At 75.3% G+C, this 19,239-nt stretch carries 19 protein-coding genes and 1 riboswitch; of the genes, 10 read left to right on the top strand and 9 right to left on the bottom strand.

Annotation, left to right across the window (positions count from 1 at the left end; translation table 11 throughout):
• Positions 1-125 precede the first annotated feature (125 nt).
• A complete protein-coding gene (locus AC6JBM_RS02540) occupies positions 126-1,472 on the bottom strand; it encodes an MFS transporter (RefSeq protein ID WP_497981990.1) in 1,347 nt (448 codons plus the stop codon).
• Positions 1,473-1,544: 72 nt separating this feature from the next.
• Here AC6JBM_RS02540 and AC6JBM_RS02545 point away from each other — a divergent pair, with 72 nt between their 5' ends.
• The gene (locus AC6JBM_RS02545; RefSeq protein ID WP_497981991.1) at positions 1,545-2,387 is read left to right on the top strand and encodes a LysR family transcriptional regulator; all 843 of its coding nucleotides are present in this window, start codon (positions 1,545-1,547) and stop codon (positions 2,385-2,387) included.
• Positions 2,388-2,390: 3 nt separating this feature from the next.
• Here the strand turns inward: AC6JBM_RS02545 and AC6JBM_RS02550 are convergent, their stop codons facing one another.
• Genes AC6JBM_RS02550 through AC6JBM_RS02560 form a run of 3 tightly spaced genes read right to left on the bottom strand, consistent with a single transcriptional unit; the run spans position 2,391 to position 4,999 of the window.
• Positions 2,391-3,701, bottom strand: a complete 1,311-nt coding sequence (locus tag AC6JBM_RS02550) for a cytochrome P450 (protein WP_497981992.1) — start codon at positions 3,699-3,701, stop codon at positions 2,391-2,393.
• A gap of 25 nt (positions 3,702-3,726) precedes the next feature.
• Positions 3,727-4,161 carry a hypothetical protein gene (locus AC6JBM_RS02555; protein ID WP_497981993.1) on the bottom strand — a complete coding sequence of 145 codons (435 nt, stop codon included), beginning with the start codon at positions 4,159-4,161 and terminating at the stop codon, positions 3,727-3,729.
• A gap of 19 nt (positions 4,162-4,180) precedes the next feature.
• A complete protein-coding gene (locus tag AC6JBM_RS02560) occupies positions 4,181-4,999 on the bottom strand; it encodes an SMP-30/gluconolactonase/LRE family protein (protein ID WP_497981994.1) in 819 nt (272 codons plus the stop codon).
• Positions 5,000-5,074: 75 nt separating this feature from the next.
• On the opposite strand from AC6JBM_RS02560, the gene AC6JBM_RS02565 reads away from it, so the two are divergent.
• Positions 5,075-5,653, top strand: a complete 579-nt coding sequence (locus tag AC6JBM_RS02565) for a hypothetical protein (RefSeq protein ID WP_497981995.1) — start codon at positions 5,075-5,077, stop codon at positions 5,651-5,653.
• A gap of 23 nt (positions 5,654-5,676) precedes the next feature.
• Here the strand turns inward: AC6JBM_RS02565 and AC6JBM_RS02570 are convergent, their stop codons facing one another.
• From AC6JBM_RS02570 to AC6JBM_RS02580, 3 genes are read right to left on the bottom strand one after another with little or no spacing between them, the layout of a single operon-like run.
• Positions 5,677-6,024 carry an STAS domain-containing protein gene (locus tag AC6JBM_RS02570; RefSeq protein ID WP_497981996.1) on the bottom strand — a complete coding sequence of 116 codons (348 nt, stop codon included), beginning with the start codon at positions 6,022-6,024 and terminating at the stop codon, positions 5,677-5,679.
• Position 6,025: 1 nt separating this feature from the next.
• Complete coding sequence (locus AC6JBM_RS02575; RefSeq protein ID WP_497981997.1) at positions 6,026-8,518, bottom strand: ATP-binding SpoIIE family protein phosphatase; 2,493 nt, start codon at positions 8,516-8,518, stop codon at positions 6,026-6,028.
• Between the two features lies 1 nt (position 8,519).
• Complete coding sequence (locus AC6JBM_RS02580; RefSeq protein WP_497981998.1) at positions 8,520-9,320, bottom strand: alpha/beta fold hydrolase; 801 nt, start codon at positions 9,318-9,320, stop codon at positions 8,520-8,522.
• A 290-nt stretch (positions 9,321-9,610) separates the two neighbouring features.
• Here AC6JBM_RS02580 and AC6JBM_RS02585 point away from each other — a divergent pair, with 290 nt between their 5' ends.
• The 6 genes from AC6JBM_RS02585 to AC6JBM_RS02610 all read left to right on the top strand — a co-directional run bounded on the left by AC6JBM_RS02585 (position 9,611) and on the right by AC6JBM_RS02610 (position 15,552).
• Positions 9,611-10,105: a hypothetical protein gene (locus AC6JBM_RS02585; RefSeq protein WP_497981999.1), complete on the top strand. Its 495-nt coding sequence runs from the start codon at positions 9,611-9,613 to the stop codon at positions 10,103-10,105.
• A gap of 226 nt (positions 10,106-10,331) precedes the next feature.
• A riboswitch (cyclic di-AMP (ydaO/yuaA leader) is annotated at positions 10,332-10,476 on the top strand.
• 7 nt (positions 10,477-10,483) lie between these two features.
• Entirely contained in the window at positions 10,484-11,482 is a 999-nt protein-coding gene (locus AC6JBM_RS02590) for a C40 family peptidase (protein WP_497982000.1), read from the top strand.
• A 52-nt stretch (positions 11,483-11,534) separates the two neighbouring features.
• Positions 11,535-13,379 (top strand): HEAT repeat domain-containing protein, encoded by a 1,845-nt coding sequence (locus tag AC6JBM_RS02595; RefSeq protein ID WP_497982001.1) that lies wholly within the window; start codon positions 11,535-11,537, stop codon positions 13,377-13,379.
• A gap of 11 nt (positions 13,380-13,390) precedes the next feature.
• Complete coding sequence (locus tag AC6JBM_RS02600; protein WP_497982002.1) at positions 13,391-13,597, top strand: hypothetical protein; 207 nt, start codon at positions 13,391-13,393, stop codon at positions 13,595-13,597.
• 39 nt (positions 13,598-13,636) lie between these two features.
• The gene (locus AC6JBM_RS02605) at positions 13,637-14,143 is read left to right on the top strand and encodes a DUF1269 domain-containing protein (protein ID WP_350616510.1); all 507 of its coding nucleotides are present in this window, start codon (positions 13,637-13,639) and stop codon (positions 14,141-14,143) included.
• Positions 14,144-14,472: 329 nt separating this feature from the next.
• Positions 14,473-15,552 (top strand): hypothetical protein, encoded by a 1,080-nt coding sequence (locus AC6JBM_RS02610; RefSeq protein WP_497982003.1) that lies wholly within the window; start codon positions 14,473-14,475, stop codon positions 15,550-15,552.
• On the opposite strand, the gene AC6JBM_RS02615 is transcribed toward AC6JBM_RS02610, so the two are convergent.
• Positions 15,482-16,066, bottom strand: coding sequence for a pentapeptide repeat-containing protein (locus AC6JBM_RS02615; protein ID WP_497982004.1), 585 nt, complete (start codon positions 16,064-16,066; stop codon positions 15,482-15,484). The two genes, AC6JBM_RS02610 and AC6JBM_RS02615, sit on opposite strands and share 71 nt — an antisense overlap.
• Before the next feature lie 61 nt (positions 16,067-16,127).
• Between AC6JBM_RS02615 and AC6JBM_RS02620 the strand changes: the two genes are divergently transcribed.
• Positions 16,128-16,946, top strand: coding sequence for a patatin-like phospholipase family protein (locus tag AC6JBM_RS02620; RefSeq protein ID WP_497982005.1), 819 nt, complete (start codon positions 16,128-16,130; stop codon positions 16,944-16,946).
• Between the two features lie 85 nt (positions 16,947-17,031).
• Positions 17,032-18,183 (top strand): RCC1 domain-containing protein, encoded by a 1,152-nt coding sequence (locus AC6JBM_RS02625; RefSeq protein ID WP_497982006.1) that lies wholly within the window; start codon positions 17,032-17,034, stop codon positions 18,181-18,183.
• Positions 18,184-18,208: 25 nt separating this feature from the next.
• Here the strand turns inward: AC6JBM_RS02625 and AC6JBM_RS02630 are convergent, their stop codons facing one another.
• Positions 18,209-19,204 (bottom strand): hypothetical protein, encoded by a 996-nt coding sequence (locus tag AC6JBM_RS02630; protein WP_497982007.1) that lies wholly within the window; start codon positions 19,202-19,204, stop codon positions 18,209-18,211.
• Between the last annotated feature and the right edge of the window lie 35 nt (positions 19,205-19,239).

The following is a 19,239-nucleotide window of genomic DNA, read 5'->3' on the forward strand; positions in this document are numbered from 1 at the left end:
ACCCCCTCGGTGAGGTCCGGGCCGGCGCACGATCCGGAAACCGTCCGAAGCTCACGTCCCGCAGCGCGAAGGCCAGGTCGCTCACAGCCGGGCCCCCTCGGTCGCGATGAGGCCGTCGAGGATCGTCACGAGCTCGTCGCGCTCGAGGCCGGCCCGCCGCGCGGCGTCGAGGGCCGCCTGCAGGCCGTCCTCGACCTGGCGCAGCAGCTGCTCGCGCACGAGCGCCGAGTCCAGCGGCAGGACGTAGACGCCCTTGCCGGGGACGGTGGCGATGAAGCCGTCGGCGGCCAGCTCGGCATAGGCCCGGGTGGTCGTGATGATGCTGATCCGCAGGTCGCGGGCCCGATCAGCGCGGTGACCAGCGCGGCCAGGCCGGCCGCCGCGAAGCCGCCCGCCGGTCCGGTGAGGTCGATCGCCAGGCCGGTCAGCGGGGAGCCGATCGCGAAGCCCCCGCTCTGCGCCGAGGACTGCAGGCCGGTCGCCTCGCCCCGCACGGCGGCCGGCACCAGGCGGCTCACGGCGTCGGCGACCGCGGACAGGGTCGGCGCGGTGAGCAGCCCGATGCCGACGACCGCCACGCACAGCCAGGGCCAGGTGCGGGCCAGCCCGGCGGGCACCGTCACGAGCGCGAGCAGGCCGAGCAGCACCCAGGTGGGCAGCGACCGGGGCAGCGCGCCGTAGAGCAGGCCGCCGGTCACCGACGCGACCCCGAACACGGCCACGACGCCGGCCGCCCAGGGCATCTGGTCCGCCTCCCGCAGCACGGCGACGATGGCCAGGTCGACGCCGCTGAGCAGCGCGGTGGCACCCAGGCCCATCATCAGCACGGCGATCAGGCCGGCGCCCAGCCACTGCCGGCGCGGGGGCCGCTCGCCCGCACCGGCGCCGGCCTCCTCCGCCGTGCGCACGGGCGGATTCAGGCAGGCCAGCCCGAACCCGCCGGCCGCGATCGCGGCGCCGACCACGCCGGCCACCAGCCCCGGGGACGTCTGCGCGGCGCACACGATCACGAGCGCCGGCCCCACGATGTAGGACAGCTCGCCCTGCACCGCCTCGAGCGCGAACGCGGGCCGCCGCTGCTCCGGCGTCGTCATGGCCGCGATCGCCTGCCTGGTCACCGACTGGGCCGGCACCATCAGCAGACCGGCGACGACGCAGGAGCAGACCAGGATGTCGTACGGCATGAGCGGCACCCCCAGCCAGAAGACGACCTGCAGCCCGCTCGTGACCACCAGCACCTTGCGCACGCCGTGCCGGTCGATCGCGCGGCCGAGCAGCGGCCCGCCCAGCGCGATCCCGGCGGTCAGCGCCGCGGCGACCACACCGGCGGCCGCGTAGCTGCGGTGCAGCCCGAGCACGACGACCATCGTCAGCGCCATCACGTCGGCCGTCATCGCGGTGCGGGCGAGCAGCGAGACGCCCAGCAGCGGGGCCATTCCTGGCACGGCGAGCACCCGCCGGTATCCGGTCACCAGCCCGACGCTAGATCAGCCGCCCCGCCAATAGCAGACGGACATCTGTTGGGGCCACCATAATGATTGTTTATGCCCAGGGACCTCGAGATCGGGTTGCTGCGATCGTTCGTCGCCGCCGTGCGGGCCGGCAGCATCAGCCGCGCCGCGACCTCGCTCGGCCAGACCCAGCCCGCGCTCAGCCAGCAGCTGCGCCGGCTCGAGGGCGTGGTCGGGCGGCCGCTGCTGCACCGCTCCTCGTCCGGCGTCTCGCCGACGCGGGCGGGCGCGGAGCTGCTGCCGTACGCCGAGCGCATCCTCTCCCTCTCCGCCGAGGCGCTCACCGAGACCGGCCGCGCGCTGACCGGCCACTGCGGCGTCGGGCTGCTCGAGGACCTCGCCGCGACGCACCTGCCGCAGGCCCTCGCCGACCTCGCCCGGCTGCACCCCGCCGCGACGCTGGAGGTGCTCAGCGTGTCGAGCGCGGCGATGCGGGAGGCCTTCGACTCCGGCCGTGTCCATCTCGTGCTCGACGAGCTCCCGTGCCTGCCCGCGCGGCCCCGCTGGACGGTGCGCCGCCCGCTGGTGTGGGCGGTCGGCCGGGGCGTGGACGTGGCCGCCGACCCGCTGCCGGTCGTGCTGTTCTCGAACACCTGCGCCTGGCGGACGGCGGTCCTGGAGGCGATGGACCACAGCGAGCGGCGCTGGCGGGTAGCGTTCGAGAGCAACAGCCTGGTCGGGGTGCTCGCGGCGCTGCGGGCCGGGCTCGGCGTCGCGGGTCTGCTGCCGGCGAACCTCGACCCGGGCATGGCCTGCCTCGACTCGGACTCCCTGCCCGCGCTGCCGGACGTCGAGCTCGGCCTGGCCCGGCATCCGCGCACCGCGGGCGACCCGCTCATCGACGCCGTGGAATCCGCGCTGCGGCGCACGATCTGACCGCTACGCGCGCCGGGCGGCCGCCGACATCGCGAACCGCCTGCCGGGGTTCGGGCCGGGCGTGGCGGTGATGCGCAGCGGGCGGCCCGGCCTCGCCGGCGTGAGCCGCAGGCGGCGGACCAGCATCGCGATCGTGGCCACGGCCAGCACCTGGGTCATCCCGGCGCCGAGGCACGTGTGGCCGCCGACGGAGAAGGGTGCGTACACCGCCGCCTTCCGCGCGGCCGTGAAGTCCCGGTCGATGTCGAAGCGCTCCGGGTCGGGGAAGTGCTCGGGGAGCTGGTGGGGGACGCAGGTGGCGACGAGCACGCGCTCGCCGCGCGCGATGCGGCAGCCCTCGAAGTCGAACGCCTCGACCGCCGTGCGCGCGGAGCCCGGGGCCGGCGGGTAGACCCGCAGCGTCTCCATCACCAGGCCGTGCAGGGCGGGCAGGTCGCGCAGCCGCTCGAACGTGAGCGGGCCGTCCCCCTGCACGGCGTCCACCTCGGCGGTGACCCGGGCCAGCACTGCGGGATTGCGCAGCAGGACGTCGATCATGAAGCTGTAGAGGTACGCGACCGTGTTGACGCCCGCGAAGTAGCCCTGCAGCGCCATGCCGGCCCGCACGTCGAGCGCGTACGGCTCGCCGTGCTCGTCGACCGCGTCGAGCGCCTGGTCGAGCAGATCGCGCGGCCCCTCCCGCCGCGCGGCGGCCCGCTCGGCCAGCGACTCGCGGGCGAAGCGGTGGATCTCGGCCCGGGCGCGGCGGTAGGCGGGCCACCGCAGCGTCGCGGCCGGCCACTTCCCGGCGATGGTGACGTCCAGGACGAGCTCGAAGGCCGAGCGCAGCGTCTCGAACCGCGCGGCCGAGCTGGCCCCGGTGTACGCGATCGACAGCTGGGCCGCGGCGAGCCGCTGGCACCCGTCGACCACGCCCAGCGCGGGCCGCCGGGCCCACCCGTCGAGGATCCGCGCGGTCTCGGCCGTGACGGCGTCCCAGCGCGCGGCGAGCAGGTCCCGCGACAGCCCGGCGCCGAGCAGCTTGCGCAGGTGCCGGTGGGGCCGCCCGCGCAGCACGTGGACCCGCATCCCGAACTCGCGGTTCAGGCCGCCGAAGCTCTCCTCGCTGGTGAACACCGCCTCGCCGCGCTCGAGCAGGAACCGGTTCGCGGCCGCGCCGGCCATGATGACGAAGGCCTGGTTCAGGGCCCGCACGCGGAACACCGGGCCGACCTCGCGATAGGCGTCCACGAAGAACCCCTGGACGTCGCCCATCATCGCCAGCGCGTTGCCCAGCACCGGGACCCCGGGCACGGCGGGCGGTCTCTGCGTCACAGCAGCGAATTGTCCGCCATGGATGTCACGAAAGCCAGCACAGCCCCGGCGGCAGCAGCTCCTCGGGGATGCCGTCCGGGCGGGGCGCCTCGCCCCGCCCGATGACGTCGAGGCCGGCCGGGGTGACCAGGGACCGCGCGAACGAGAGCACGACGACGTCCCGCTCGTCGCTCACGTGCTCGACCCGCCAGCGGCTGCTGAGCACGCGCAGCACGCCGCGGCCGCGCCAGATGAAGGACCCGGTCGCCGGGTCGAACCGGTCGACGCCCTCGATCCGCTTGGCGCGGCCGTCGCGGGTGCGGTACGCGACCTCGTCGCTGAGGGTCAGCGGGTCGTCGTGCAGCAGGTCGTACCGGAACATGGGTTGCGATCTCCGGCCCGAGAGCCACATCGGGAACGTCGTCGCCAGGACCCGCCACTGTCCGGGGAGCACATCGCGCAGCGTCCGCTGGTCACGCACGCGGGCAGCGTAGCAACCCTCACGCGCCGGGGACGCCGACCCGCACCGCGAGGACCTGCCCGCTGCCGGGCGCCACCATCTCGGCCTCGGTCATGCCGTTCCAGGTCGCGGCGGTGATGAACAGCGTCGAGCCGCCGAGCGCGCAGGCGAACGCGCCCCGGTCGAGCTCGACGGTCGCCAGCACCCGGCCGCCCTCGGCGACGCGCACGCAGCGGCGGTGGGGCACGTCGGCGTACCAGGCCGCGCCCTCGGCGTCGAGGCAGATGCCGTCCGGGAAGCCGTCGCCGAGATCGGCCCAGACGCGGCGGTTCGACAGGCCGCCGTCCGCGCCGATGTCGAAGCCGAGCAGGTGGTGCCGGTACGAGTCGGCGACGACGAGCGTGGCGCCGTCGGCGGTGACCGCCATGCCGTTGGGGAATGCGATGTCGTCGGCTTCCTGGCGTACCGAACCGTCCGCCGCGGCCACGAAGACCGTCCCCGGCTTCGCGTCGGCCCCGTGCATCACGTCGAAGTCGACGCGGTTGACGAACACGTTGCCCCGGTGGTCGGCCGCGATGTCGTTCCAGCCCGGCTGCCCCAGGTCGGCGTGCTCGACGAGCGAACCGTCGGGCTCGCGGCGCAGGAGCCGTCCGTTGGGGGAGTCGACGACGAACAGCCGCTCGCCGCCCGGCTCCCACGCGATGCACAGCGGCAGCGAGGGCACCCGGGCGATCACCTCGCTCGCGCCGTCCTCGCCGACCGCGATGACCTCGCCGGCGGTCCAGTCGGAGAAGTACAGCCGCCCGCCGTGCCAGCGCGGCGACTCCACGAGCCCGAGTCCGTCCATGAGCACCCGCATCGCGTCCCACCCTTCACCTCGTCAGGATTCTGCCCCTGACACGAACGGCGACCCACCCGGATCGACAATCGAGCGGTGACGAGTTTCCCGGCCGCGGCGCTGCGCGTGCGCGACGGCGACCTGCCCGCCCCCCGCCGGCTGCGGGCGCTGCGGGAGTGCGCGCTGCACTGCGCGCCGTACGGCTTCCGCGCCACCTGGCACCATCTCGTCGCCGCCGCCCGCATCCCCCGCACGCTCGAGGCGGACCCGGCCTCGCTGGTCCGCGCGGTCGACGAGCTCGCGCGGGCCCGCGAGGTCGTGCTGCCGAGGGTGTACGCGTACGACGCCGACCGCCGCCGCGCGGAGGCCCTCGGGCGGCGGGTGCCCGCGGCGCCCCGGCGTCCGGTGCACGCGCTCGCGTACTGCCCCGACCCCGCGCACCACCCCACCGAGCCGCTGCCCGTGGTCGTCCGCCGCGTGCTGGACGCCTACGCCGCCGGCGTCGACGCCGCGGCCGTGTGCGTGGCCTGCGGCACTCCGCGCCCCCGGCCCGGCCGCGCGTGGGCGGTCTGCGGGGTGCACCCGGGCGGCCCGGGCGCCCGGCCGGGCCCGGGCGGTGCCGGGGCCGCGGACCAGTGGCGCCGCATCTGGCGCCGGGAACTGCCGGGCCGGTGACGCGGCCCGCGCATCCGCCCGGGCTACTGCGTCATCGCGGCGACGGCGGTGTCGACGTCCTCGGTCAGCAGGTCGGGCAGGAAGCCGATCAGGTCGAGGGTGAACCGCACCATGCCGTCGGCCGGGGCGGCCACGCGCACCGGGGCGCCCCGGTCGCCGAAGGCGGTCACCATCCGGTCCAGGCACAGCAGACCCGCGCTGTCGAGGAAGGTGGTCGCGGTCAGGTCGACGACCACGCCGGTCGTGGCGCGCACGCTCGCGAGCACGTCGCGCTCCACGAGCGGTGCCGTCGCATGGTCGATCTCGCCGATCAGCGCGACGACCTCGCAGCCGCCGGTGGAGTACACCCGGACCTGACGCTCTGCGCTCATCTCAACGCTCCCCGCCGGCCGTGCGGCGGCGCATCAGGACCGTGGTACCGCCCGTACCGCGGTCGATCACGAGCTCGTCCATGAGGCGCCCGATCAGCGCCAGGCCCCGGCCCCGCCGCAGTGCGGTGCGCGGCGGGCGCCACTGGCCGGTGTCGCTCACGCGCACGGAGACGGTGCCGCCGTCGACCTGGGCGAGGACGCCCACGGCGCGGGCGTCGTCGTGGCCGTACCCGTGCTCGATCGCGTTCGCGACCGCCTCCGCGGTGGCCAGGACCAGCCCGAAGCGGTCGTAGTCGCCGACCCCCTGCTCGCCGAGCCAGGCGTCGAGGGCCGCGCGGAAGCCGGCGAGGGCCTGCATGCGCGCCGGCACCTCCGTCCGGAACGGCGACGCGTCGGTGTAGTCCAGCGCCAGCAGGCACATGTCGTCGTGCCCGCCGCCGCCCGGCAGCATCGCGTCGCTGAGCTCGGTCGCGAGCGAGCTCAGCGGCGTCTGCCAGTGCTCGGCGGCCGCCGCCGCGAGCCGGTCCAGGCCGTGGTGGAAGCGCTCGCCGCGGCGCTCGACGAGCCCGTCGGTGTAGAGCACCAGCCGCGACCCGCGCGGCACGGTCAGCCTCGCCTCGCTGCGCGCCCGCCGTGCCGCGCTGGCGCCGAGCGGCCCGGAGCGCGCCTCCCACAGGAAGCTCGACACCCCGCCCGGCTCCACGAGCAGCGGCGGCGGGTGCCCGGCGCACGCGTACCGCAGCACCCCGCTGTCCAGCGCCAGCTCGGCGTAGGCGAGCGTGGTCATCTGCCCGGCCGCGAAGTGCGAGACGAAGTCGTCCATGTGCCGCAGGACCTCGGCCGGCCCGTCGTGCGCCGTCGCGAGCGCGCGCACGGCGCTGCGCAGCTGCCCCATCGCGCTGGCCGCGTGCAGGCCCCGGCCCACCACGTCGCCGACGACGATCCCGACGCTCTCGGCCGACGTCGCGAACACGTCGTACCAGTCCCCGCCCACCTCGAGCGTGTGCACCGCGGGCCGGTACGCGGTCACCACGTGGTAGCGCGGATCCGCCGGCCAGTCGCCGCTGAGCATGCTGCGCTGCAGGGTGTGCGCCACCTCGCGGTCCCGCTCGGCCAGCCGCGCGTTGTCCAGCGACAGCCCGGCCCGGTCGGCGAGGTCGGCGAGGAACTCCGGCCCGACGTGCCCCGCCCCGGCCACCTCGCCCCCGGCCAGCAGCAGCGTGCCGAGCATCGCGTTGCGGGCCCGCAGCGGCAGCACCAGCGCCCGCTCGCCGTCGATGGTGATCAGCGGTGCCGCCGCCGGTGCCGCTGCCGACCGCCCGGCCGCGTGCACCGTGGCGAGCACGTCGTTCGGGATCGTCCAGCCGCCACCCGGCCGCGCGGGCGCGGACGCCCGCCAGGCCGGCTCCCCGGCCGGGTCGCCGGCGGCGTCGAGGTCGATCTGGGCGTAGCCGGCGACGTCGGGCACGAGCAGCGCCACGAGCCGCATCGCCCGCCCGGTGAAGCCGACGGTCTCGTCGAGGTCGCGGCTGAGCCGGGCCAGGAAGCCCGACTGCCACGCCCGGCGCGTCGTCTCCTCCAGCAGCCGGATGCGCTCGAGGGCCTGCCCGGCCTGCCGGCCGACGGTCCGCATGAGCTCGATCTCGTCCTCGCCGAACGCGCGCGGGCGCGGCCGCCCCGGCTCGTCCTCGCCGCCCGCGCGCGGGCGCGCGGCCTGCGGCTCGGAGGGGTCGGGCCGGTCGGTCGCGAACACGAACGACACCACCCCCAGCACCCGCTGATCCGCCAGCATGGGCGAGACCAGGCGCAGGCCACCGTCGTCCTCGGCGTGCCGGACGACGTCGAGCAGGGCTGCGGCGCGCGCCTCCGGGGCCTGGTCGTCGAGCGAGAGGAGCTCGTCGGCGACGCCGAGCGGGCGCAGCGCGGCCTGCGCCGGATCGAGCAGCCACACGCGGGTCGCCGTGGCCGCGAACGCCTCGTCGCCGATCCGCACGATCGGCGCGACGACCTCCTCGACCCGCTCGATCGCGGCGCAGTGCACCACCATCTCCTGCAGCAGCCGGATCCGGGTCGCGTTGCGCTCGGCGCTGCGCCGCTCCTCGAGCAGCTGCCGCTCGTACGTCCGGCGCTCCTTCGCGTCGAACACCGTCATCCGCACGAGGGCCTGGCTCCCGGCCGGACCCGCGCGCAGCACCGCGTTGACGAAGGCGTCGAGCCGGGAACCGTCGGCCCGGCGGAACTCGGCCGCCGCCTCCCGGACCTCGCCCTGCATGTGCAGCAGCGGCGCCAGGTGCGTCTCGTGCCAGATCCGGCTCCCGACGGCGTAGAACTCGTGCACGCGCCGGCCGGTCAGCTGGTCGCGGCGCCACCCGGTCCACTGCAGGAACGTCCGGTTCACGCGCACGATGGTGCCGTCCGGCAACAGCGTGAGATACCCGCAGGGGGCGCTGTCGTAGAGGTCCTCGGCGTTCTCCTCGGGCAGCGGCTCCGGCACGTCAGCCCGTCCGCAGGAAACCGTCGATCGCCGCGAAGGTCTCGTCCGGGGCGCTGAGGTTCGGGCAGTGGCCGGTCGCGTGGAGGACGATCAGGGTGCTGCCGGGGATGTTCGCGTTGCAGTACGCGCCCACCTCCCGCGGCGCGATGACGTCCTCGGAGCACTGCAGGATCAGCGTCGGCACGCTCACCTTGCCCAGATCCGCGCGGTTGTCCGAGCGGAAGGTCACCTCGGCGAACTGCCGCGCGATCGCCGGATCGGTGCGGCAGAAGCTGTTGCTCAGCTCCTCCCCGAGCTCCGGCCGGTCGGCGTTGCCCATGATGACCGGCGCCATCGCCGCGGACCAGCCGAGATAGTTGCTGTCGAGGCTGTCCAGCAGCTCGTCGATCTCGCCGGCGCTGAAGCCCCCGTAGTAGTCGTGGTCGTCGATGTACCGCGGGGAGGGTCCGACGAGCACGAGCTTGGCGAACCGGTCCGGCTCGGCGTTCGCCGCGAGCAGCCCGATCATCGCGGCGACCGAGTGCCCGACGAACACGACCCCGCGCAGGTCGAGCTCGCGGAGAATCTCGAGCAAGTCGTCGGCGTAGGCGCCGAGCGACGCATACCGCCGGGCGTCGTAGGCGCCGAGGTCGGAGTTCCCGGCCCCGACGTGATCGAACAGCACGACGCGATGATCGCCGGCGAACCGCGGCGCGACGAACCGCCACATGTTCTGATCGCAGCCGAAGCCGTGCGCGAAGACGACGGCCGGGGCGTCCTCGGGGCCAAGGAGCCTGACGTTGTTACGCTGCACTGCGCTCACGGCGCGTGACGTTACTCGTGCCCGGCGTGTACGAACAAGGGCCTACATGGCCTCATGGCCGCAGGCGGGCCGGTCGGATCCGGCCTTCCTGTGCGCATTTCGGCTGCTCGCGCCCGCCGGCCGATCCGCTGCGGGGCGATCCGGGTACACCCGTTCGCCTGAACGCCGGCGCCGCTGTCTACACAGGACACGCCGGTCGCCGGGCTCGCCCGAGTGTCCACTTCGGAGTGTCGCCGGCCCGCGCGACGACGGTGGCGACGCTGTCGCGCGGCCGTGGCATCATGCGCGGCATGGAGATTCTTCCGGGCGAGGGCGTGGCCCTGGTGAAGGTCGGCGAGCACCGCGACGTGGTCGAGAGCCGGATCGGGCCGCCCGTCCATCCCGGCCGGAGCAGCCGGGCCGTGTACGAGACGAGCCCGATGCTCGTGCTGACCTACACCGGCGACGAGACGGTCGAGCTCGTCGAGCTCGCCGATGGCGGTGAGGAGGTGTTCTTCGACGGCGTGCAGCTGACGTCCCGGTTCATGGACGACGTGGTCGCGGACCTGGCGGCGAAGGGCTACGAGTACGAGGAGACGGACATCGGCTACCGGTTCGAGCCGGGCTTCGCCGTCTTCTCGATGGGCTCGCGCTGGGCGCGCGATCTGGACCCGGACGCGGCCGAGGACGACCCGCGCCAGGTGGTCGAGGGGGTGTCCGTCGCGCCCTACGAGTACTTCGCCGAGCCGACCGAGGAGGAGATCGAGGCGTACATCAGCAGCCGCCAGTCCGGAGGGAACCGCTAGCCGGCGACGATGTCGCGCCGTCCTACCATGTGCGACGGGACGCGATCGGGAGCAATCGGGCGATAACGGATTCCATCGACGCAACGTGATCTTTGAGTCCACGTTAAGTGTTGCTTAGGGCGGTTCCGCCGCCGACACCTCGCCGATACGTTTGGTGCGGCCTGCCAGGTCACAGCCGCTCACCAAGGGCGGCCCGGGCAGGCTCCGCCGAGTCGCACGACGGCCCTGGCAACAGGCGCCGGCGCGTGAGCCGGGGACCCACCCGGGGCTAGCCCCAGGGGTGAATCCGCGACCGTCACGGTCGTGGTAGGGCGAACCTTCTTCTCGCCCGAACCCGTCAGCTAACCCGGTAGGCGGATGCGAAGAAGGACGCTTGCCGTGTTCATCCGACGGACGGCGCTGCGCTCGTTACTCATCGGAGTGGCGGTCGCGGCGATGGTCGCGCCGGCGTGTGCTGCACATGCCGACCCGACGCACGACGAGCTCCAGGCCCAGATCGACAAGGGCAACGCGGAGCTCGAGCACATCGTCGAGGACTACAACAAGATCAACGGCGACCTCGAGGCCACCCAGGCCGCGATCAAGCAGCGCGAGACCGACCTCCAGCCGCTCGAGGCGAGCATGGACGCCGCCCGTGCCACCGCCGACCAGATCGCCGTCAACGCCTACAAGTCCGGCGGCAACCTGAGCTCCTGGTCACTGATGCTGGGCGCCACGTCGTCGGACGGCTTCTTCGACCGCGTCGGCACGCTGCAGCAGATCTCCCGCAACCAGCAGGCCGACCTCGCCAAGTACGCCTCGGCCAAGGCCGGCGTCGACGCCGAGAAGCAGCGCCTCAACGAGACCCTCGCGGCCCAGAGCCGGCAGAAGGCCGACCTCGAGGCGCGGCGCAAGCAGATCGAGGGCAACATCGCCAAGCTCGACGAGATGCAGCGCAAGGCCGACGCGGCCGCGGCCGCCGCGGCGGCGAAGGCGAAGACCCCGGTGAAGACCGCCAACCCGACCACGAACCCGGGACCGCCGCCGGCCGTCTCCGGCTCGGCGGGCAAGGCGGTCAGCTACGCGTGGGCCCAGCTCGGCAAGAAGTACGTCTTCGGCGCCGCCGGCCCGGACACGTTCGACTGCTCGGGCCTGACCATGATGGCGTGGAAGGCGGCGGGCGTCACCTTGCCGCACAACGCCGCGCAGCAGTGGGGCAAGGTCAAGCACATCTCGCGGAGCCAGCTCGCCCCCGGTGACCTGGTCTTCTACAACGGCCTCGGGCACGTGGGCATCTACATCGGCAACAACCAGATCATCCACGCCCCCAACAGCCGCACCGTGGTGAAGGTCGCCCCGATCGACATCGACTCGCTCTACGGCTACGGCCGCGTGTAACCCCACAAGGCGGGACCCGAGCCCGGCCGGACACGTCGTAGGATCGCCGCCCATGGGCGACGTTGGCGTGTTCGCCGGGCTCGATGCCGTCGCGTGGAAGCGGCTGCGGCACGCCTACGGCTCCGCCGCGGGCGTCCCGGCGATCCTGCGCGATCTCGTCGACCCCGACCCGGCCGTGCGCGAGGTGGCGCTCGACCAGTTCTACGGGGTCGTGCACCACCAGGGCGACGTCTACCGCTGCACCCTCGAGACGCTGCCGTTCCTCACCCGGATCGCCACCACGCCGGGGCTGCCCGGCCGGGCCGCGGCCGTCGAGCTGCTGGCGAGCGTCGGCGGCGCGACGTGGGACCAGCCGCTCGCCGGGCGGACGCGGACGGCCAACGCCACCCTCGCCGCCGACCGCCCCCGCTTCCTCGCGCTGCTCCACGACGCCGACGCGCAAGTGCGGGCGGCAGTCGTACCGCTCGTGCGCGCGATCTCCGCCGAAGCCCCCGAAGCCACGGTCGACCTGCTCCGCCGGCACGCCGACGCCGAGCCCGACCCGCTGGTGCGCCGGGCGATCGTCACCGCCGTCGCCGGGCTCGCCACCACCGACCCGGCCGCGATCGCCTGGCTCGAGGGCCTGACGACCGCCGAGCCCGACGCGGGCCTGCGCCTCGGCGCGCTCGCCGCCCTGGCCCGCCTCGGGGTGCCGGCCCCCGCGGAGACGGCCGTCGCGCTCATCGCCGCCGGGTACTCGGTGCCGCCCGCGCCCGCGACCCCGGCCGGCTTCCGGACCGGCACGCTCATCGGCACGGTCCGCGAGCTGCGCGAGCACCTCGGCGCCGGGCGCGGGCACCCGCAGATGGACGCGCTCGTGCGCGCGGTCAGCGACGCCTACGGCGACCGGGTGGACAGCCGGATCACGGTGCTCCTCGCCGGCCTGCGCTCGGCCGATGCCGAGTGGCGGCTCGACGCGCTCTATCCCGCGAGCAACCTGGTGCACGGCTGGCGCGGGCAGTACACCCACATCCTGCGGCGCATCGCGGACCTCGCCCTGACGGGGGAGCCGGTGGCCGGGCCGCGGGCCGCGGGCATCCTGGCGGACCTCGGCCGCTTCGCCGCGCCGGTCGCCGGCACGCTCGCCGAGGTGCTCGGGTCCGCCGAGCGCCGCGCGCCCCACAGCACCGAGCGCCGCGCCGTGCCGCCCTGGATCGTCGAGTGGCCGACCGAGCCGCCCACCGTCGGGCGCCTCCTCGCCTCGCTCGCCCGGCTCGGCGACCCCCGCGCGGTGCCGATGCTCGCCTGGGTGCTCGAGCAGGAGCCGCTGCCCAGCGACGCCGGCTGGGCGATCGCCGGGCTCGGCCCCGTCGCCGCCCCGCTCGCCCCGGCCGTCGCGGCCCGCCTGGACGGCCCGCTGCCGCCCCGCCACCGCGACGGGCTCGTCGCCGCCCTGCGCGCGATCGGCCCGGCGGCCGCCCGCGAGGCGCTGCCGGTGCTGCTCGCGGCGGAGCGCGACGCGGCCAACGCCGAGGCGCTCGGCCGGCTCGGCGCCGCCGACCCGGCGGCGGCCGGGCTCGTCCTGCCGGTCCTGCGACGCTGGGCCGCCGGGCCCGGTGCCCGCGGCGCGGTGGCGGCCACCCTCGCCGCCTGGACCGTCGACGCCGACACGGACACCGCGGTCGCGGCCCTGACCCGCCACCTCGGCGACGACGACGCCGCCGTGGTCGCGGCCCGCGCCCTGCGGACCGTCGCCGCCGCCGGCCCCGGGACGCTCGACCGGCTCCGGGCGCTGGTCCGGCGGCGGGACAAGTACGGCCACAGCACCGTCGCGGCCGCCCACGCCCTCGCGGTCATCACCGGCGACCCCACCCCGGTCCGCGGGCCCCTCGGGACGCCTGGGAGCGGCACCCGCTGACCCGCCCGGCGGTGGTCGCGGCGTGGGCCGGGCTCGGGCCGCCCGACGCCCGCGTCCAAGCGTTGCTGGCCGCGGAGCTCGCCGAGCCGCGCCGGCTGTACCGCCGCGGCGACAACCCCGGCTTCTCCTCCGGCGAGCTGGACCAGGACGAGGCCTTCGTCGCCGCGATGCGCGCGCTCATGCCCGGCGGGGGAGGCGATCCGGCCCCGGCGCGATGACCTTTGCAGGGCAAGCACCGGCACACACCAGGAGGCATCATGAGCGATCTCGTGGCGATCGGCTATCGCGACCTGGCCACCGCCAACCAGGCCCGGGACAAGATCATCGAGCTGCAGCGGCAGGGTCTCATCACCGTGCGCGACGCCGCGGTGGTCGAGGCCGGCGAGGACGGCCGGGTGCGGCTGCACCAGAAGCACGGCACGACCGGCGTGGCGGCCGCGGGCGGCGCGCTGTGGGGCGGCCTCATCGGGCTGCTGTTCTTCGCGCCGTTCATCGGCATGGCGGTCGGTGCGGCCGGTGGGGCGGCCGCCGCGCGGCTCACCGACACCGGCGTGGACGACAGCTTCATGCGCGACGTCGGCGCGGCGCTGGAGCCGGGCTCGGCGGCGCTGTTCCTGCTCGTCGACCAGGTCACCGTCGACAAGGTCGTGGCCGAGATGGCGCCGTTCCAGCTCGGCGGCCGGCTGCTGCACAGCTCGCTCAGCGCGGAGGCGGAGCAGCGCCTGCGCGACGCGATCGAGGCCGTCCAGCTGGCCCGCATCTGACGCTCACCAGGGAGTTGCGTGCGGCTGGGCGCTCCCGCGCCGGTCGCACGCTCACCGGTCGCGCACGGCCCGCAGGATCAGGCATCGGCTCCCGGCCACCCGGCGCGACCCGGGGTTGACGCTGCGCGCACAACCTGCGAGGGTCGGCGGTGACGAGTTGATGTCCCAGTCCGGCCTGTCTGGCAGCTCGCGGTTGCACCAACCGCTGGAGCGCCACCGTGACACCAGGGCCATTCCCATACCGCCGTCGATACCGTCGATACCGTCGATACCGTCGATACCGTCGATACCGTCGAGCGTTCGCCGTCCCCGGCGCCCTGCGCTTCTTCGTGCCCGCCGCCGTCGCGCGGCTCGGCGTGGCGACGACCGGGCTCGCGGTGCTGTGGACGGTCGCCGGCACGCAGGGCTACGGCCGCGCCGGGGCCGCCGCCGGGGCGTTCGCGATAGCCGACGCCGTCGCCGGGCCCCAGCTCGCCCGGCTCATCGACCGCTGGGGCCAGCGCCGGGTCGTGTCCGTCTCCGGGGCGGTGTTCGCCGCCGCCGGGCTGGCCCTGGCGCTCACCGATCGCGCCGCCCCCGCCGCGGTCGTGATCGGGCTCGCCGCGGCCGCGGGCGCGACGCTCCCGCCGGTCGGCGCGCTCGCCGCCGCCCGCTGGCGCGCCGTCGCCCCGCCCGAGGTGCTGCCCGCGGCCCTGTCCGCCGAGGGCGCGGTCAACGACGCGGCCTTCCTGATCGGCCCGGTCCTGGCGACCACGGGCGGCCTGCCCGTGGCCGTGGGCCTGGTCGCGGCCGGGCTGCTCGGGCTGCTGACGGCGAACACCGGCGAGCCGCCGCCGGCCGGGCGGCGGGGCCGGCGCCCGCGAGCGGTCCTGTTCGCCGTGAACCTCGAGATGGGGCTGTACTTCGGCGGGATCGGCGTCGCCGTCACCGCGTCCGCGGGCGCCCTCGGCGGCCCGATCATGGCGGTCGCCGGCGTTGTGAGCCTCGGCGCCGGGCTGGCCTATGGCGCGTTCGAGCGCGGCCGTCCCGCGCGCGTGATGCTCGCCGCCGGCCTGGCGATCACGGCCGGCTGCGCCCTGCTGGCCCTGGCCCCGAACCTCGCGACCCTCCTCGCCGGCTACGCGCTCGTCGGCGGCTGCGTGGCCCTGGTGCTGATCCCGGCCTCGGTGCTGCTCCAACCGGCCACCGTACGGACGATGACGTGGATGAACTCGGCGAGCGCGCTCGGCATCGCCGTCGCCGCGCCCGTGATCGGCCGCGTGGTCGAGCGCCACGGCCCGCCCGCCGGATTCCTCGCGCTGGCCGGGCTGACCGCCACGCTGCCCCTCACGCTGCTCATCACCCGCAGGTCCCGTCGGTGGACTTGGCGCCGCCGGGGCAGACCGAGTTCACGAACGTCACGCCGGTGAGCTTGGCGCCGTCGAGGCGGGCGCCGCGCAGGTTCGACGCCTCGAACGAGGCCCCCGTCAGGTCCGCTCCGCGCAGGTCGGCCGCGCCGAGATCGGTGCGCAGGAACGTCACCGAGCGCAGGTCGGCGCCGCGCAGGGTGGCCTGCTGCAGCCCGACGTCGGTGAGGGAACCGTCGCGCAGGACGGCCCCGTCGAGATCCGCCCGCGTCAGCTTCACCTGGCTCAGCTGCGCCTCCCGGGCCGTGGCCCGGCTGAGGTCGGCCCCGTAGAGGTCCGCGCTCGTGATCGCCGCGTCCTGCAGCGTGGCCCCGTGCAGGTCGGCGCAGCGCAGCGGGCGGCCCTCGAGGTCGAACGCGGAGACCGTGCGGCCGGCGAGCTCGGCCGGGCTGCTGGCGGTGCACCGGGGGCCGTGCCGCGGATCGGCGTCGTCGCCGCCGCCCCGGCAGGTCACGACGGCCGCGGCCAGCGCGAGGCCGATGAGCGACAGGCCGGCGACGGTCCGCGCGGTCCGCATGACTCCATGGTCGCCGCGTCCGGACGGTGTGCCGGGTGAGGCGATGGGTTACCGTCCGGTCATGACGAGAGCGCTGGTGCTCGGCGGCGGCGGGATGACCGGCATCGCCTGGGAGTTCGGGATCCTCGGCGGGCTGGCCCGCGCCGGGGTGACGGTCGGTGACGCGGACGTCATCGTCGGCACCTCCGCCGGGTCGGTGGTGGGCACCGTCGTGGCCGCGGGCATCTCCCTCGACGACGCGGTCCTGGCCCAGCGCGGGCCCTCGTCCGGCGCCGCGGCCGTGGACATCGCGCCCGCCATGGCCGCGTTCGCCCTGCTCGCCGACCGCTCCCGCCCGCGCGCCGAGATCATGGCCGAGATCGGGGCGATGGCCCTGGCCACGCCCACCGGCGACGAGGGGGCCCACATCGCCCGGCTCGCGGCCCAGCTCCCGGTGGCCGACTGGCCCGACCGGGACCTGCGCATCACCGCGGTGGACACCGACGGCGGCGCGCCCGCCGTGTTCGACCGGGCGGCGGGGGTACCGCTCCCGCTCGCCGTGGCCGCCAGCTGCGCCGTCCCGTGCGTGTTCCCGCCGATCACCATCGACGGGCGGCGGTACATGGACGGCGGGGTGCGCTCGGGGACCAACGCGGACCTCGCCGCGGGCGCCGGCGCGCTGCTCGTCGTCGCGCCCGTCGGCGGCCTGATCCGCCCGCTCATCGACCGCGAGATCGCCGCCTCCGGCGCCGCCCGGAGCCTGGTCGTCGAGCCGGACGAGGAGGCCCTCGACGCGATCGGGCCCAACGTGCTCGACCCGTCCCGCCGCGCCGCCGCCGCCGAGGCCGGACTGCGGCAGGGGGCCGCCCTCGCCGACGCGGTACGCGCCGTCTGGCTGTAACTTTCCCGGTCAAGTCCCAGGACAGCGGCGGTGTCGTGGTCGCGGCGTTGCCCTGCGTGGCGGCGCGATTCTAGCGTCGCAGCGCATGAGCCACTTGAGAAGGGTCTTTGCGGCGGCGGCGACGTCCGCCGCCGCTGTATTCGTCGCCGTCGGCGCGCTGTCCGCCCCGGCCGCGGCGGCCGGGGCGGGCGCGGCGAGCGTCGCGGCCGGCTACGCCCACACCTGCACGATCCGCACCGACGCGACGCTGTGGTGCTGGGGCAGCAACTGGAGCGGCGAGGTCGGCGACGGCAGCGGCGTCGACAAGGCCACCCCGACCCGGGTCGGCACGGCCACGAACTGGGCGTCCATCGACGCCGGCGCCAGCCACACGTGCGGGGTGAAGACCGACGGCACGCTGTGGTGCTGGGGCCGCAACTTCCGCGGCCAGCTCGGCGACGGCACCACGCTCAACAAGACCACCCCGGTCCAGGTCGGCACCGCCACCACCTGGGCGAAGGTCAGCGCCGGCGACAGCCACACGTGCGCGACCCGCACCGACGGCACGCTGTGGTGCTGGGGCTTCAACCGCCTGGGCCAGCTCGGCCTCGGCTCCTCCGTCTACACCGTGACCACCCCGCAGCAGGTCGGCACCGCGACGACCTGGGCGAGCGTCACGACCGGCTACGCGCACAGCTGCGCGACCCGCACCGACGGCACCATGTGGTGCTGGGGCGACAGCTCGTCCGGGCAGCTCGGCCTGGGCAGCGTGGCCTACGCGATCTCGCCGGCCCAGGTCGGCACGGCCACCACGTGGAGCGGCGTCTCGGCCGGCTTCGCGCACACCTGCGCCACCCGCACCGACAAGACCCTGTGGTGCTGGGGCGAGAACGGCTACGGCCAGCTCGGCGCGGCCGGCGCGCTGCAGAGCGCCCCGGTCCAGGTCGGCTCGGTCAACACCTGGACGCGCGTCAACGCCGAGGTCGACACCACCTGCGGCTCCCGCACCGACGGCAGCCTGTGGTGCTGGGGCAACAACATGACCGCCCAGATCGGCGACGGCACCACGACCAACCGCTCCACCCCGACCCGCGTCGGCACCGCCACGACGTGGACGACCGCCTTCGTGGCGAGCTACCACACCTGCGGCGTCCGCACCGACGCGAGCCTGTGGTGCTGGGGCAACAACGCGAACTCCCAGCTGGGCGACGGCACCACGACCCAGCGCTCGGCCCCGGCCGCGGTGACCCTGCCGTAGCCGGCCCCGGGGCCGCCGCCGCCCGTCAGGCGGCGGCCCCGTCCGGGGCGGGATCGTCCCGGCGGATGCGGCGGACCGCGAGCCAGACGATCCCCGCCGCGGCCAGCAGGTAGATCGCGCGGCCCGCGATGTCGAGGACCGGCGGCTTGGAGTAGTCCATCGCGAACGCGTGCCAGCCGGAGGTCGCGAGCGCTCCCGCCGCCACCGCCAGCCGGTGCCAGCGGCCCCACCCGTCGAGCCGGCTCCACCGCGCCACCAGGACCGCGAGCACGGCCAGGCAGGCCAGCGCGATCGCGATCGAGGCGCGCCACGACGGCAGCGAGGTCGCGCCGGCGAGCAGCCCCCACCCGATCCCGGCGACCAGCGTGGCGCCGAACACGAGCCAGGGCGACGGCGCCGAACCGTCCAGCGGCCGGCGCTCACCGTGCGGCAGCAGGAACGCGAGGGCGACCAGCGCGACCACGACCGCGACGCTGATCCCCAGCTGGGCCGGCGAGGCCGAGAACGGGGCCTCGGCGTCCTCCGCCTTCGTGACCGCGAACGTCATCACGCAGCCGAGCACGAACAGCACCGAGGCCACGACGAGCCCGGTCCGGCCGAGCCACGGCGTGGTCCGGCGCGAGCGGGTCGCCTCCTCGACGAGCGCGACCGGGGCGCCGATGCTCCACAGCACGTGCCCGCCCAGCACGAACACCGTCCACAGCGCGCCCATGCCCAGCGCCGGGACGTAGCCGGGCTCGAGCAGGTGCAGGTCCTCGGCCAGGTAGTTCGGGTTGAACAGCGACTGGGTGAGCACGCCCTCCTCCAGCACCCCGAACGCCAGCCCGAGCGTCAGGATCGCGGGCCAGCCGCGGCCGGTGCGCCGGACCGCCTCACGGATGAGGATGGCGCCGCTGCCGTAGTACAGCGAGAGCGGCACGATGAGGAACAGCAGGAAGATCGGCAGCGTGGTGCCGGAGAAGTACTCGGCGACCAGCGGGCTGAGGAAGAACAGGGCGAACACCGGAGCATGACGACGCATGATCGGGACCGTAGACAGAAGTCGATGTCCTGTCC

It is taken from the genome of Dactylosporangium thailandense (assembly GCF_059739745.1).